Here is a 13,997-nt window from a genome sequence, read left to right as displayed (position 1 = left end):
TCAGAACGGGTGAGGGGAATGTCTGTGATGTTTTTAAATACCCGGTGTTGGTGCAATTTTATTTCCAATCCCGGAAAAGTAAGTGCAGAGGAGTGGGGAAACAGGGCAGCGGAGAATCAAATCCACGTACAGCTCCAAGGAAAGTCAAACATCATTACAATAACAAGACTACACACTAATACCATTTAAGTAATAGACAGTTATTATTTAACATATTGGCGGTATGTATCCAAGTTGAATGGCTTTTGTTACGGCTTCTACAACAGAGGAAACATCTAACTTTTCAAAAATGTGTTGCAAGTGATTAGAAAGTGTCCTCTCACTCATATATAGCTCATCAGCGACACATTTCCGTTTTTTACCGCTACTAATAAGCTGTAATATCTTCTTTTCCATACTTGTTAAATTTTCAATTATTATCTCGTTACTTTCGGATGGAAAGCAAGTGTTTCCGCGAGAAACATGAATTAACGAAGAAATTAAATCATCTGGGCTGATATTTTTGTTAAGAAAGCCGCTGATACCGGTTTTCTTTGCTTCGTGTCTATATACAGGCAGGTCATATCCTGTAAGAACAATTATCTTCACCATAGGAATTGATTTCAGTAGATTTGATGCTATTTCCAATCCATCTGTATCGCTTAAATTGCCGAGATTAATATCCATTAAAATAATATCTATGTTTTTATCGCGAACCATTTTCTCTATGCCTTGAATGTCCTGTGTTGAATAGAAATGTTCAATTTCATTATACTCATCTAAAGCAACTGAAAGACTTCTGGCGAAAAGTGTATGGTCATCAACTAACAAAATATTGATAAGAAACATCCCCTTTCATTGGTAGTGTAATTTGTATGCAAATGCCGTGTGGCGAGTTATCTGAAATAGTTATTGAGCCGCCCATATTATTTACTTGCTCGGTAATAGAAGCAATGCCTTTATGTTTCGATTTGTCAATTGCAAGTAAGCTGTCTGGGACAGCGTTTCCATCATCGCTGACACATAACTCAATAATGCCATTTTCCTGCGTGAGCATCACCCAAGCTCTATTGCCTGCTGAATGCTTAAAAACATTTGTGAGAAGCTCCTTGAGCAACCGATATATCAGCATATTATATGGATCGACTAAAAACAAGGAGTCGGAACAATCAAAGGATACCACAATATTTCGCTGAGGAAAAGACTGCGAAATAGCTTCAATTAGATTTTGATAGTTTTCTCTAACGGTTAAGTTTTTCAAAATAACAGGATGGTAGTCCTGCATTTGTTCACGGATATGCGTGTTCAAATTATCAAGCGTTTCAATAATAATGTCCTGTATATCTGGACGATGAGCTTTCGTCATCATATTTTTAATTGAGAGAAGGTCTTGAAGTACATCATCATGAAGATAATTTGAAAATTCTGTTTTTAACAATTCCTCTTGCTGCAACTGCCGCAAAGAAAAATTGTATTTACTTTCTTTGATTATTCTGCTTTTACCTTGTTTTAAGCTCACCCCCAATATGATATTGCAGATATAGATAAAAGAGAATAGTGCATTTACCACAACAAACAGTTCTTTATCACTTCCGCCTATTAACGCAGCCATCAGCCAAAGAGCAAGTAGTGACAGACAAAGGATTAGTGCTGTTTGTCTTTTGGTGAATACGGTAGAAAGCGGATAACTGCCATGTTCTTTAACGACTATACCATGAATGCTCATAAGAAACAGAAGCATGGGCAGATATATCCCAAAATTGGCAATGTGATTTTTCACATTGATTGTAGCATTATAATATGCAATGAAAAATGTTGTAATGATTACAACGGAAAATAGAATACACTTCCATTCGCTCTTTAAGACAAATGCAACTCTTTTTCGGTGACAGGTCAGAACCAAGAAAAAGGATAACCATCCCGCCAAAAACTGTATTCCAAACAAACAGGCGAACGCCCTGTCAGATATGGCAATGCCGACAAGAGAGCCAACGCAGGTTATAAAAAGCAAAAGATTAGTTACCTTTCTAAATTTATATCCGCTTCCTTGAAACAAAAACATCAGAATAAATTTAATGGACAAATAACATATGACAGGATGTAGTGCGGTAAGAATGACCTGTGTGGCTTGTCCTTCTTCAAAGGACAACAGCAGATACCAACTGTCTAAAGCCAATAACCCGCAAAACAAATTCATTACTTTGCTTTCTCTGATATTGCAGGAACTGATGTAGGTTACATCAATCAGCATCAAACTGGATATAAGAAGTGGAACACCGCTGCCTATGACAGTCTGTTTCTCATTTATATTCCAACTCATATAAAAGATAAGCAACAGGTAATTCGTTAGGAATAGTGATTTTGATACCAAGCTTTTCATTTTTATCACTCCCTTATGAGTTTTCTGTATTATACAATATTTTCACGATAAAAAAAAGAGTATCAAGCTGCCGACACTCTACCGACAGCTTGGTTATGGTTAATCCTTTAGCGCTGTTTTATAGCAAGTACGAACAGTAAGAAAATAGTATATCAAATATATGAGAGTTGTCAGAGCGACTGCAATCATAGTAGGGAAATAAAGAGTAATCGTATTTCCAAGCAAATCCTGCATGAGCCCCGTTTTATAAACAATCGTTGCGAATATACAATCTATCAGACCAAAAAGGAATGGGATGCCGAAAAAGGTCAAAATCTGCTTTCTGAGAATCCTCATCAGCTTTCTGTTTGAGTATCCCATTTTACTGAGTATTTCATAATCTGCTTTTGAATCCGAAACAGCAGAAATATTATTAAAATATAAGATACTGCCTGTTGCAATGAAAAACAGTACAACCAAAAATCCAATTAAAAGGAAAGTTGAGCTGTTTGCTGACATAATTTCATTCACTCTATGGGAATGTCCCTGCAAATATGGGCTATTATTAAGCAGATTACTCATGTCCTCGAACAATTTTTCGTTATCTTCAATGACCTCACCGTTTATACTTATAATACTGCTTTCTAAAGCTGTACTCAATTTTATCTGCTCATAGACATTATCGTTTACAACCATTGTCCCTACACTGTTCGCAAAAGAAATCGGATTATTGAGTGTTGTTGCCTTTACGGTAAGCGGTATGCTGCCGTTATTGATATTCAAGGAATAGATACTGCCAGTTTCATCGCTCCCGTCAGCATTTGGCTGATACTTTACCAAAATACATTCATCACCCTGCAATACCGATAGCTTACCCGCAATATCATTTCTCCCTTGAGCCTGTAACAGGGAAATATATTGCGAATATGAAATGCACTCAAAGCCCGCTTCCCGAAAGATATTTTCATTTTCAGCGCTACCTTTTGAAGTTCCCACACTATATTCCATAGGGAGTTTTTCGGCAGATGCAGTTACTTTATAAATATCAGTTTGAATATAAGTTACGGAATCATCGGGTGCATATTGGCTGATAAGCAGTTTTGCACTGCTTAGTTGTCCCTCTTCCTCAATTCTAAATTCCAATTCAGAGGGAGCTATCCGTGCAACTGCGGCAATAGGATAGAAAAGCGATAGTGCCATTACACTTGATACAGTTAATGTCGCCGCTGATAAAAGCGTAAGCATTATTAAAGTCTTAGCATTAGAGCGTATGCGATAAATAAAATTGGGAGCGGTCACAATCTTTGTTTCGGTATAAAATGTTTTCTTGTGCTGCTTGCTTTTCTGAACCGCATAAGGAAGAAAGGATGCAATGAACAGAACAGTTCCCGCCGCAATTAACATAGCAGTCAATAGCCCTGTTGGGTAAAATCCAACAGTAAACCATAAGGAATCAGAACCACGGAAAATATCCAATGCCAGTCCATACCCGATAATAATTAGAATAAAGCCGAATATGGCAGGTGTTTTTTTGAATACCATCCTTTTCTCCGCACTTTTTTCAAACCGAACTAAATCCATGAGCGAAGTTTTGAAAAGAAAAAGGGCATTTGATATAGCCATTACAAACATTATCAAAAAAATAAAAACGACAGTGTTTGTAATAGCGTCAAAATTAAAGAAAGGGATTTCCGAATTGTCTATTGATAAATTCAAAAGAGCTGTTGTCCCATATACGATACCCTTATGCATAATGGCTCCCAATACCAAGCCTACAATAAGAGAGCCGCAACCGATTAAAATATTTTCAGATACAAGCAGGGAAAGCATCCTTGATTTTCTGTAACCTAATAATGCATAAATCCCAAGTTCCTTCGTACGGCGTCTCAAAAAGAAGCGATTTGAATATGACATATAAAAAATCACAAAGGCTACCAGAAATACAGAAATGACATTGCACATGGATTCTACCCGACCATCACCTGATATTTTCTCAAGCATTACACTGTTCATTGAAAATGATGTAAATGCAAAGTAGACCGTAATAACAAGGGATACAGATAGCAGATAAAGAGCATAAAACGAAAAATTTTTCCTTAAATTCTTAAATGCCATAGATAAATTGTTCATAGTTTTCCCCCTTATCTTTCGGTATCTAATCTGGTAACTTCCGCCGCAATTGCTTCATAGAAGTCACGCCTGTTACTGCCGCGTTTGGTAAGTTCCCTGATTATGCAGCCGTCCTTAAAAATAAGAATGCGGTTTGCAAAACTCGCTGCATAAGCGTCATGCGTAACCATCAATATGGTAGTATGCAGTTCTTGGTTGGCTTCATACAAAGTATTCAACAGTTCAGTAGCTGAGCTTGAATCTAACGCTCCTGTTGGCTCGTCTGCAAACAATATGCTTGGCTGCTTTACAATTGCCCTTGCTGCGGATGCCCTTTGCCGCTGTCCGCCAGACAATTCAAGGGGATATTTGCCTAACTGCGACGCTATGCCGAATCTCTCCGCCAAACTTCTTACCATATTTTCGATTTTTTGGGGTGGAAGTTTTTGAAGGGTAAGTGGAACGGATATATTTTCACGGATAGTAAGGCTGTCAAGCAGAAAATACTCTTGAAAAATAAATCCTAAATTGTCTTTACGGAAATCGGCAGCACTTGTATGGTTGAGATTTTTCAAGTTCACGCCGTTAATCCAGATATCTCCGCTTGTAGGAGTATCTATCGTGGAAAGAACATTGAGCAAAGTGGTCTTCCCAGAGCCGGATGCTCCCATAATACCAATAAATTCACCCTCGGCAACACGAAAGGATACCTTGTTTAAACTGGGATGTTCCGCTTTACCATAGATTTTTGTTATTTCTTTTGCTTCCAATAATGTACTCATAGTAAATCTCCTTTTCATTTTGATACCCACATTCTACTCTTGTGAATGAAAAAGCGAATGAGTAAATCAAGCAATTGTTTTTCCTTGTGATTTGAGTTTGCGGATCAGCTCGTGAAGTGAAACCCTGCCAAGGGCATCAAGCCCCGCAGCCGGCTCATCGAGAAAAATGATATCTGTATACTTTTTAAAGTTGACGGTCTGTATTTGCAGCACTTATTCTTTTAACTGTTCTATCGCTGTCAAGGAAGCGGTTAGCTGTTCGATCTTTTCCCGTATGCTGTCTGCCTGTTCGGTAAGGGCGGTTGCCACATCCGTCGGTGTTTCCAGAGAAATTAAGCGATGCTTAATATCATCCAAAGAAAAACCCAGTGATTTCAAAGATATAATTTGATGAAGCATTACTAAGTCTTTATCTGTATAAAGCCTGCGTCCGCCTTCGCTTGCTGCTGAAGGGGATAACAAGCCTTCTTTGTCATAGTATTGCAATGTACGGACAGTAACTCCCAGCTTCTTAGCAGCCTCTACTACTGTCATAAACCCAAGCGGTATTGCTCTGTGTTTTGCCATAATGATCTGCCTCCTGTCATGTATTATACATTATTACGCTGCGTCACATACAAGACCTTATTAAAAAAATTTGCGGCAGAGATTTCTCCCTGCCGCCTTTTTACTTATACATATAGGGAAAAATCGAATTGATATACTGCGCTGTCTCTGTTATGATAGGTCTAAGAAAACGAGGCAAAGATAAAAGAAGGTTATAGAAGGAGAAGATGAATGAAAGATTTAGTACAAAAAGCAATCGAAGATATCACGGTCAGATCAAAGAGATTCCCAGAGGAACCGTTCCGGATCATAAGCGAGAATCAGGAGCTTGCCGTACCGTATTTGAACTCTGCAATTGAGAAAGCAATCTTTGAGAAAGATGATCTGGACGAGGATTATCAGCTTCATTTTTATGCATTATATCTACTGGGTCAGTTTCGGGAGAAGAAGAGTTTTCCAAAGATTATGGAATTAATATCGCTTCCAAGTGAAGTGGTAGATTATTTGATCGGAGATGCGGTGACTTCTAATTTGTGCGACATTCTTTATAATACATATAACGGAGATATGGAATTGCTGAAAGAGTCCGTGAAGAATCCGGATATTGACGATTATGCCAGAAGTTCAATGATGAAAACAATGGGGCAGCTGTATCTGGACGGAAGCTTGGAAAAATCGGAATTTCAGGATTTTATCAGACAGATCGTCTATGAGAAAGAAGAGATCGGCGAATATATTTATACCGAACTGATCTATATCATATGTGAATGTTCTTATGTTGAGATGTTTCCAGAGATTCGGCGTCTTTTGGAGGACGGACGGGTTGAACAATATACGATAGGGGAGTATGCGGAATGTGTGGATATGATGTTTGATGACAAGGAGGATATCTGTAAGACTCCGATCAATGCGGCGGATCTGCTGCGGGGATGGGCAATGTTTGAACAGCCGAAGAAGAAAGAATTCAGCAAAAAAGATATGAAAGCTTTGATCTCTGCAGTAAATGCGGAATATGAAAGACCCCAAAAGAAGGTTAAAATAGGGAGAAATGATCCTTGCCCTTGCGGGAGCGGGAAGAAATATAAGCATTGCTGCCTGAACAAGCCCAATGAGCTGACAGATGAGGTACAGGCAGAATCAGAACAGGAGAGGAAGAAATGGCTGAAGTATTATCCTGTCTCGGCCAGTAACCGGGAGGAAGGAAGAATCTATCTGGAGGATTTCTTTGATTCAGAGAGTATTGAGATTGACAAGCTGCTTTATCTGGCTTTGAGGCATCGCCCGATTCCGATGTGGCGGAGGGAAGAAGAAGAATTGGCAGATAACAGGAAACGAATCTATCTGTCGGAGGCTTTCGCGAAGTTTGGAGAGAAGGTAGAGAAGGAAGATATTAAGACATTTCGAGAGTACGATGAAAAGCATTCTATCCATTATCAGTGCAGAGAATGGATGGGGGTTCTTCAGATGTTATTAGAGAAGAACGGAGACTGTGAACTTTTAGAAGCTGTTTCACAGTGCCGTAAAAATATGAACGGCTGCGGTTAAGAAGGAATTGAGGAATGGATAAATGTAAAATACTGATAATAGAAGATGACAGCGACTTAAGAGAAGGGCTATCCTTCTCTTTTTCCGGTGACGGATATGACGTCGCGGAAGCCGGGACGAAAAGGGAAGGATCAAGAGAGATCGCGAAGGGCTGTTATGATATCGTGCTTCTTGACTGCAATCTGCCGGACGGAACAGGCTTTGAATTATGCAGAGAGGTTCGCAGCTACAGCAATATACCGATGATCATGCTGACTGCCCGCGATACGGAGATGGATGAGATTAAGGCGTTGGAGCTGGGAGTCAATGACTATGTATCGAAGCCGTTTTCTCTCGGCGTGCTGAAGGCGAGAATGAAGAGGATCCTTCAAGACAAATCAGAGACGATGAAGATCGTCTCCGGTTCTGTCACTATCGATCAGGATATGTGCAAAGTATACAGGCACGGAGAGGAAGTTAAGCTCAGCAAATTAGAATACCGCCTGCTTCTGTATCTGATCGAGAATAAGAACCATATTCTTTCTAAGGAACAGATCTTAGACAAGATCTGGGACAGCGACGGCAAATACGTGGATAACAATACGGTGTCGGTCAATATCAGCAGGCTTCGGACCAAGATAGAAGATGATGCGTCAAGTCCGGTACGGATCAAAACCGTACACGGGATCGGATATATCTGGAAAGAATAGGATAAAGAATAGGATAAGGAATAGAAGCATGTGGATCACGAAAATTTTGGCGGTACTTTTGTGCCTGTCGGCGGGCTGCTGCATTTACCAAAAGAGAAAGACCTACCGTATGATCGACCGTCTGCTGGACAGTGTGTTAAGCAGGGAGACGGTTGTTCATTCTGATGTGGAGGAGGGGGAATATTCCGCCCTTGTCAGTAAGATCAACCAGATACAAAGGGTGCTTGACAATCACGCCAAGAGTGCCGAGAAGGAAAAAGAACAGGTAAAAAGCCTGGTGTCCGATATGTCCCACCAGCTGAAAACGCCCCTTGCCAATCTTTCGCTTTATGCGGATATATTGGGAAGAGGAAAGATCGAACCGGGGCAGAGGGAAGAATTCGCCGGTAAGATGCACAGACAGGTGGAGAGGCTGAACTGGATCGTGGAATCTCTGTCTAAGATGGTAAAACTGGAACAGAATATTGACGGTTTTGAAGTCAGAGATACGCAGATCAGGCAGACGATCCTGGATGCGGTTGATACGGTCTATGAAAAGATGGAGAGCAAGAAGATCGATTTTATCCTGGAACCGTTTGAGGATATGAAGCTGTATCACAACCGGAAGTGGACGGCGGAAGTATTTGTCAATCTGTTGGAAAATGCGGTCAAATATACGGCAAAAGGCGGATCGGTTTCCATCCGTGTCCGTTCCTATGAATTATATACAGAAGTTATGATCGCAGATAACGGGAGAGGAATCCGCCGGGAAGAGCTGACGGATATATTTAAACGGTTTTACAGGAGTCCGGAAGTACAAGATGCGGAAGGCTCCGGCATTGGCCTCTATCTGGCCAATCTGATCCTGGAAAAGGAGAAGGGATACATGACGGTAGATTCTGAGTATGGGGAAGGGAGCTGTTTTTCTGTGTTCTTACAAAACTGTAAGAACTGACCATCCGTTTGTAAAGAAGTTGCAAGATACGGCAGTTATACTGATAGACAAACGTATCAGGAAAAGGAGCGATGACGGATGAGTATATTAGAGCTGCGGCATGTAGAAAAAATATACGGAGAAAGGGAGAATCAGGTAAATGCGCTGAAGGATATCAGCCTTCAGGTGGAGGAAGGTGAATTTGCCGCCATTGTAGGAACCTCCGGTTCAGGCAAGTCTACGCTGCTCAATCTGATCGGCGGCCTGGACAATCCGACGAAAGGGGAGATCTTCGTTAAAAACAGAGAGATCGGTTCGCTTTCGAGGAAGGAGCTTACCATATTCCGCAGAAGGAATATCGGTTTTGTGTTTCAGAATTACAGTCTGATGCCGGTGCTGAACGTGTATGATAACGTGGCGCTTCCGGTGACATTTGACAGGGGAAAGCATATCAACCGGGAATATATCGAGGAATTGCTGCGGGAGCTTGGTATCTGGGAGAAGCGCGGGAAATATCCCAATGAGTTGTCAGGAGGGCAGCAGCAGCGGGTAGCGATCGCAAGGGCGCTTGTGAACAAGCCTCATATGCTGCTTTGCGACGAACCGACGGGCAATCTTGATTCGGCCACAACCATTGAGGTGATGGGATTGCTGAAGGCAAGCAGCAGAAAGTATAAGCAGACGATTCTTATGGTGACCCACAATGAAGCGATCGCGCAGACCTGCGACAGGGTGATCCGCATTGAGGACGGGCGTATCGTCACGGGGAAGAGAAGATTCCCGGCAAAAGGCGGTGATGACGCATGTTAAAGCTGGCATGGAAATATATGCGGTATTATAAGAGCCAGACTGCGGCGATCTTCGCGGGCATCCTATTGACAGCGTCGCTGCTTGCCGGAATCAGTTCGCTTATCTACAGCAGTCAGAAGAGCGACCTTCTCAACAGTAAGACCATATACGGAGACTGGCATTACTGTGCAGAGACCGATAAGGAGCAGTTTCAGAAGACCCAAAGCGGGGAAAAGGGCGAAGGATATCATCTGAAGCGGTGCGGGAAGATGGAGATCCGGGATGTGGCTGAAGAGGAGTTTTTGATTTATTTTATCAGTACCGATGAGACCTACCGCCGGATGGCGCACAGAGATCTCTTAGAGGGGACGTATCCCAGAAGAGAGGATGAGATCGCGGCGGACGGATTCGTATTAAGCAACCTTGGATTTTCCGGTAATCTTGGGGACTCTGTTCATATCGGAGCACGGGATTATACGGTGACAGGAGTGTTAAAAAGCGAATGGGCGGCAAGTGCGGGCGAGATGGAGGTCTTCGTAAGCGATTCTTTTGCGGGACGGATAAGTCAGACGTTTCTATATCTCGGGTTCGATGAAGATGAGAAGCTGTACAGACAGTTGGACGCTTTCCTAAGAGAGCACCGGATATCTTCTGACGCGGTTGAGGGAAATGATGAAGTGACAAAGTATCTTGCAGGCGAGGAGCCGGGCAGTATCTATGATATCGTGAAGTTTGGCCTGACCGATGAAGAAGGCAACTTCACCTACATTGTCCTGAAGTTACAGAGCGACTATAATCTGGCTTATAACGGAATGCTGGTCCTTCTATGCCTGTTCAGCATATTCGCCGTGTACAGTGTCTTCAATATCTCTGTGGCAAAGAGAACGTCCGAGTACGGGATCTTGCAGACCTTAGGAATCAGCGGGAAGCAGATCGGTATAACATTGCTTCTGGAACTTTGGATGCTGTTTATCGTTGGATATCCGCTGGGGTGTTTATTGGGAAATGGCTTCTTAAGCCTGGTATACCGCAGCTTCGGCGGGGTATTCGGCGGGAAGGGCGCAGGAGTAACGGGAAATGGCCTGTCGGCTGCGGACCAGACGCTGGCAGAAGGAACGAGTACCCTGCAATTCTATCTGGCGTGGGACGCTATGATATTCGGTTTTGTATTCCTGCTGGCCGCGTTGGCTGCTGTCGCGTTTCTTGTTGTCCGTTCGCTTGGGAAGCAGACCTTAAAAGAGGTTATGGGCGGAGACACTTCATTTACGGCAAAGAGAAAAATATATGCCCTGCATCATGTGAATATGGCGGGAGTGGTTGTCCGAAAATTCATGTTTGCGAACAAAAGGAAAGTGATCGGGATCCTGTTATCCCTATCGATGGGCGGCAGCATCTTCTTATGTACGGTTTATATGGTAGAGAATCTGAAGGTCCATGCAGAGCTTTCGTTAAAATCAGACGACGGGCTTGGCAGCGAATACCGCATTTCCTTAAAATCCAATTCGCTTAAAGATACGATCCCGCAAGCGGCGGGGGATAAGATCAAAAATATGCCGGAAACAAAGAATGTCTATCCGACGAAATTTACTCTCGGGGAAGTGACTCGTATCGAATCGTTAGAAGAGTGGGATTCCTTTTTTGATTACCAGAATGCGGATCATTATTTTGTCCGGCGGTACGGGGGGATCTGCCTGCGGCAGGAGGACGGCACGTATAGGATCAAATATGACGTATATGGTTATGAGGACGGATTGATCGGGCAGCTTAATGAATTCATCCTGGAGGGGGATATTGACCCGGCGGCGCTTAAGGAGGGCAATAAGATCATTGCGGTTGCCAACATGGACGGACAGGGGAATTATTATTTTTACGGCAAGAAGTCTGGAGATACGATCAGTCTGCGCGTTCCTAAGATGGACGGTTATGCGGATGAACTGCTGAAGTTCCAAAGCGGCGAAGAGAACTATATAGAGAAAGAATTTGAGATTGCAGCTATTGTAAGCCGTCCGCTGGCGCGGGAGCAGGGATTTCTGCAGGAGGGATTCTATAAGGACAGCGTGATGCCGGGCCTGATCATGACGAATGAGCAGATGGAAGAGAATTTTGGAATCACCGATTATAGCTTTATCAATGCCTCGCCGGCAGAGGATGCAGAAGCCGGGAAGGTGAGCGGCCAGATATTGCAGATCATCCGTGATGTTCCCAAGGCGGTATTGGTGGATTACAGCGCTGCGATCAGGACACAGAAGAACTACTTAAGACAGCAGCAGATATTTTTTTCTGGTATTGCAATCATTCTGCTGGTCATTAGTTTATTCCATATCGTGAACAGCATGAACCATACGATTCTTGCGAGGAGGAGAGAGTACGGGATCATCAGGGCTATGGGTATTACGGACATTGGTTTTTACAAGATGATCTTACAGACCGGTATCTTATACGGACTGCTTGCGGATGCGGTGATCTATTACATTTACAATTGGATTCTCCGAAGGGCGATGGATTACTATATGGCACATATACTGCAGTTTTTACATGTTCAGACAGGGGTTCCCAATCGGGTCTTATTCGGCATCATGATCCTGAATATGGTGATAGCGGTCGCGGCGGTCATGTTCCCCGCAAGGAAACTGGTAAGGGAAAATATCGTCAGTGAGATTACACGGTAGACAGCGGGGAAAACAGCGATTTTAATAATGTCTTGACTTCAAGCTGATAATATGATTTCATAGAGGAAACAACATAATATATTTATGAAAATCAGGAGGGAATAATGGAGAAATCAACGGTATATTTTACAGATTTCAGATGCCCGGTAGGGACTAGCCGGCTTGAAAAGCTGAGAAAGCTGTGTATCGCGGCAGGTATCAAGGATATCGATATGGAAGGGAAGTTCGCAGCGATCAAGATGCATTTCGGAGAACTTGGCAACATGGCATTCTTAAGGCCGAATTATGCGAAGGTTGTGGCTGATCTGTGCAAGGAGCAGAAAGGTCTTCCATTCCTGACAGACTGCAACACCCTTTATCCGGGAAGCAGGAAGAATGCTCTTGAACATCTGGACTGTGCGAATCTCAACGGATTCAACACGGTGACTACGGGGTGTCAGATCATTATCGGAGACGGACTTAGGGGAACCGACGAGGTAGAGGTTCCGGTGGAGAACGGAGAATACTGTAAGACTGCTCTGATCGGAAGAGCGGTCATGGATGCGGATATCTTCATCAGCTTAAGCCATTTCAAAGGGCATGAGGCGACCGGATTCGGCGGTGCGATCAAGAACATCGGAATGGGCTGCGGCAGCCGCGCCGGCAAGATGAAGCAGCATGCCGACGGGAAGCCTGCCGTAAGTGAAGAGCTTTGCCGCGGATGCGGCCGCTGTGCGAAGGAATGCGGAAGCGACGCGATTACATATGTGGATAGGAAGGCTGTGATCGATTATGATAAGTGTAAGGGCTGCGGCCGCTGTATCGGCGCATGCAGCTTTGATGCGATCGATAATCCGAACAGCAGCGCCAATGAATTGCTTGACCGTAAGATGGCGGAGTATGCGCAGGCAGTCTGTCATGGCCGCCCGTGTTTTCACATTTCGCTGGTGCAGGATATAAGCCCGAACTGTGACTGCCACGGAGAGAATGACGCGGCGATCCTGCCGGATATCGGAATGTTCGCAAGCTTCGATCCGGTTGCGCTGGACCAGGCATGTGCAGACGCCTGCCTGCGCGCTAAGCCGATTGAGAACAGTCAGCTTGGCGAGCATCTGGCCGAAGAGGGATGGCATTGTCATCACGACCATTTTAAGGATTCTAATCCAAACATCGAGTGGAAGGCTACCCTTGACCAGGCTGAGAAGATCGGTCTTGGGAGCAGACAGTATGAGTTAAAGGAAATCTAATCAGCGGCGGATGAATTGGGGAAGCTTTCGGGCTTCCCCTTTTGCAGGCTTTGTTCTGATTGATAAGATAGCTTATTTCTGCTATGATGGATAGTAGAAAAAGAGTACAGTTCTTGAAAGGCGGTATGATATATGGCTACATCGAAGGAATTTCATGATTATATTGTAGAAAATCTGCAAAAAGCCGGTAAGGTGACTACAAGAAAGATGAGTCTGCTGTTAAAACCGACAGAGACGGTGCTTCGGCTGATGCCTGATGCTAAGAGGGCTTATCCTTATGAAGGTTCCAGAACGTTGATGGTGGCAGTTGAAGACGTAGAGAATACAGAGCTTATGACAAAGGTGTTGAATGGGATGTATAAGGAGCTGCCGAAGCCAAAAAGGAAATAAG

At 43.3% G+C, this 13,997-nt stretch carries 11 protein-coding genes and 2 pseudogenes; 7 read left to right on the top strand and 6 right to left on the bottom strand.

Going from position 1 to position 13,997, the window contains the following annotated elements:
- Positions 1–5: 5 nt before the first annotated feature.
- From VSQ62_RS32685 to VSQ62_RS20010, 6 genes and pseudogenes are all read right to left on the bottom strand, one after another.
- Positions 6–98 (bottom strand): annotated as a pseudogene (locus VSQ62_RS32685) (winged helix-turn-helix domain-containing protein); the annotation flags it as partial.
- Between the two features lie 109 nt (positions 99–207).
- Complete coding sequence (locus VSQ62_RS20035) at positions 208–828, bottom strand: response regulator transcription factor (RefSeq protein WP_334636556.1); 621 nt, start codon at positions 826–828, stop codon at positions 208–210.
- Complete coding sequence (locus VSQ62_RS20030; protein WP_334636555.1) at positions 800–2,359, bottom strand: sensor histidine kinase; 1,560 nt, start codon at positions 2,357–2,359, stop codon at positions 800–802. Before VSQ62_RS20030 ends, VSQ62_RS20035 begins: the two co-directional genes overlap by 29 nt.
- Positions 2,360–2,458: 99 nt before the next feature.
- Positions 2,459–4,468 carry an ABC transporter permease gene (locus tag VSQ62_RS20025; RefSeq protein ID WP_334636554.1) on the bottom strand — a complete coding sequence of 670 codons (2,010 nt, stop codon included), beginning with the start codon at positions 4,466–4,468 and terminating at the stop codon, positions 2,459–2,461.
- Between the two features lie 11 nt (positions 4,469–4,479).
- Positions 4,480–5,229: an ABC transporter ATP-binding protein gene (locus tag VSQ62_RS20020; protein WP_334636553.1), complete on the bottom strand. Its 750-nt coding sequence runs from the start codon at positions 5,227–5,229 to the stop codon at positions 4,480–4,482.
- A gap of 216 nt (positions 5,230–5,445) precedes the next feature.
- Positions 5,446–5,796 (bottom strand): annotated as a pseudogene (locus tag VSQ62_RS20010) (MerR family transcriptional regulator); the annotation flags it as partial.
- 210 nt (positions 5,797–6,006) lie between these two features.
- Here VSQ62_RS20010 and VSQ62_RS20005 point away from each other — a divergent pair.
- The 7 genes from VSQ62_RS20005 to VSQ62_RS19975 all read left to right on the top strand — a co-directional run bounded on the left by VSQ62_RS20005 (position 6,007) and on the right by VSQ62_RS19975 (position 13,996).
- Positions 6,007–7,320, top strand: coding sequence for a DUF1186 domain-containing protein (locus VSQ62_RS20005; RefSeq protein ID WP_334636552.1), 1,314 nt, complete (start codon positions 6,007–6,009; stop codon positions 7,318–7,320).
- Between the two features lie 14 nt (positions 7,321–7,334).
- On the top strand, positions 7,335–8,009 hold the full coding sequence (locus VSQ62_RS20000) for a response regulator transcription factor (protein ID WP_334636551.1): 675 nt from the start codon (positions 7,335–7,337) through the stop codon (positions 8,007–8,009).
- Between the two features lie 28 nt (positions 8,010–8,037).
- Positions 8,038–8,943 (top strand): sensor histidine kinase, encoded by a 906-nt coding sequence (locus VSQ62_RS19995; protein ID WP_334636550.1) that lies wholly within the window; start codon positions 8,038–8,040, stop codon positions 8,941–8,943.
- A 78-nt stretch (positions 8,944–9,021) separates the two neighbouring features.
- A complete protein-coding gene (locus VSQ62_RS19990; protein ID WP_334636549.1) occupies positions 9,022–9,732 on the top strand; it encodes an ABC transporter ATP-binding protein in 711 nt (236 codons plus the stop codon).
- Positions 9,726–12,380, top strand: a complete 2,655-nt coding sequence (locus VSQ62_RS19985) for an ABC transporter permease (protein ID WP_334636548.1) — start codon at positions 9,726–9,728, stop codon at positions 12,378–12,380. Before VSQ62_RS19990 ends, VSQ62_RS19985 begins: the two co-directional genes overlap by 7 nt.
- A 104-nt stretch (positions 12,381–12,484) precedes the next feature.
- Entirely contained in the window at positions 12,485–13,606 is a 1,122-nt protein-coding gene (locus tag VSQ62_RS19980) for a DUF362 domain-containing protein (protein WP_334636547.1), read from the top strand.
- 132 nt (positions 13,607–13,738) lie between these two features.
- Complete coding sequence (locus VSQ62_RS19975; protein ID WP_334636546.1) at positions 13,739–13,996, top strand: competence protein TfoX; 258 nt, start codon at positions 13,739–13,741, stop codon at positions 13,994–13,996.
- The last annotated feature ends 1 nt before the right edge of the window (position 13,997 follow it).

The organism is Sporofaciens sp. JLR.KK001, assembly GCF_036941055.1.
Taxonomy (GTDB): Bacteria; Bacillota; Clostridia; order Lachnospirales; family Lachnospiraceae; genus Sporofaciens.
This window is presented reverse-complemented; position numbering and strand designations above follow the sequence as displayed.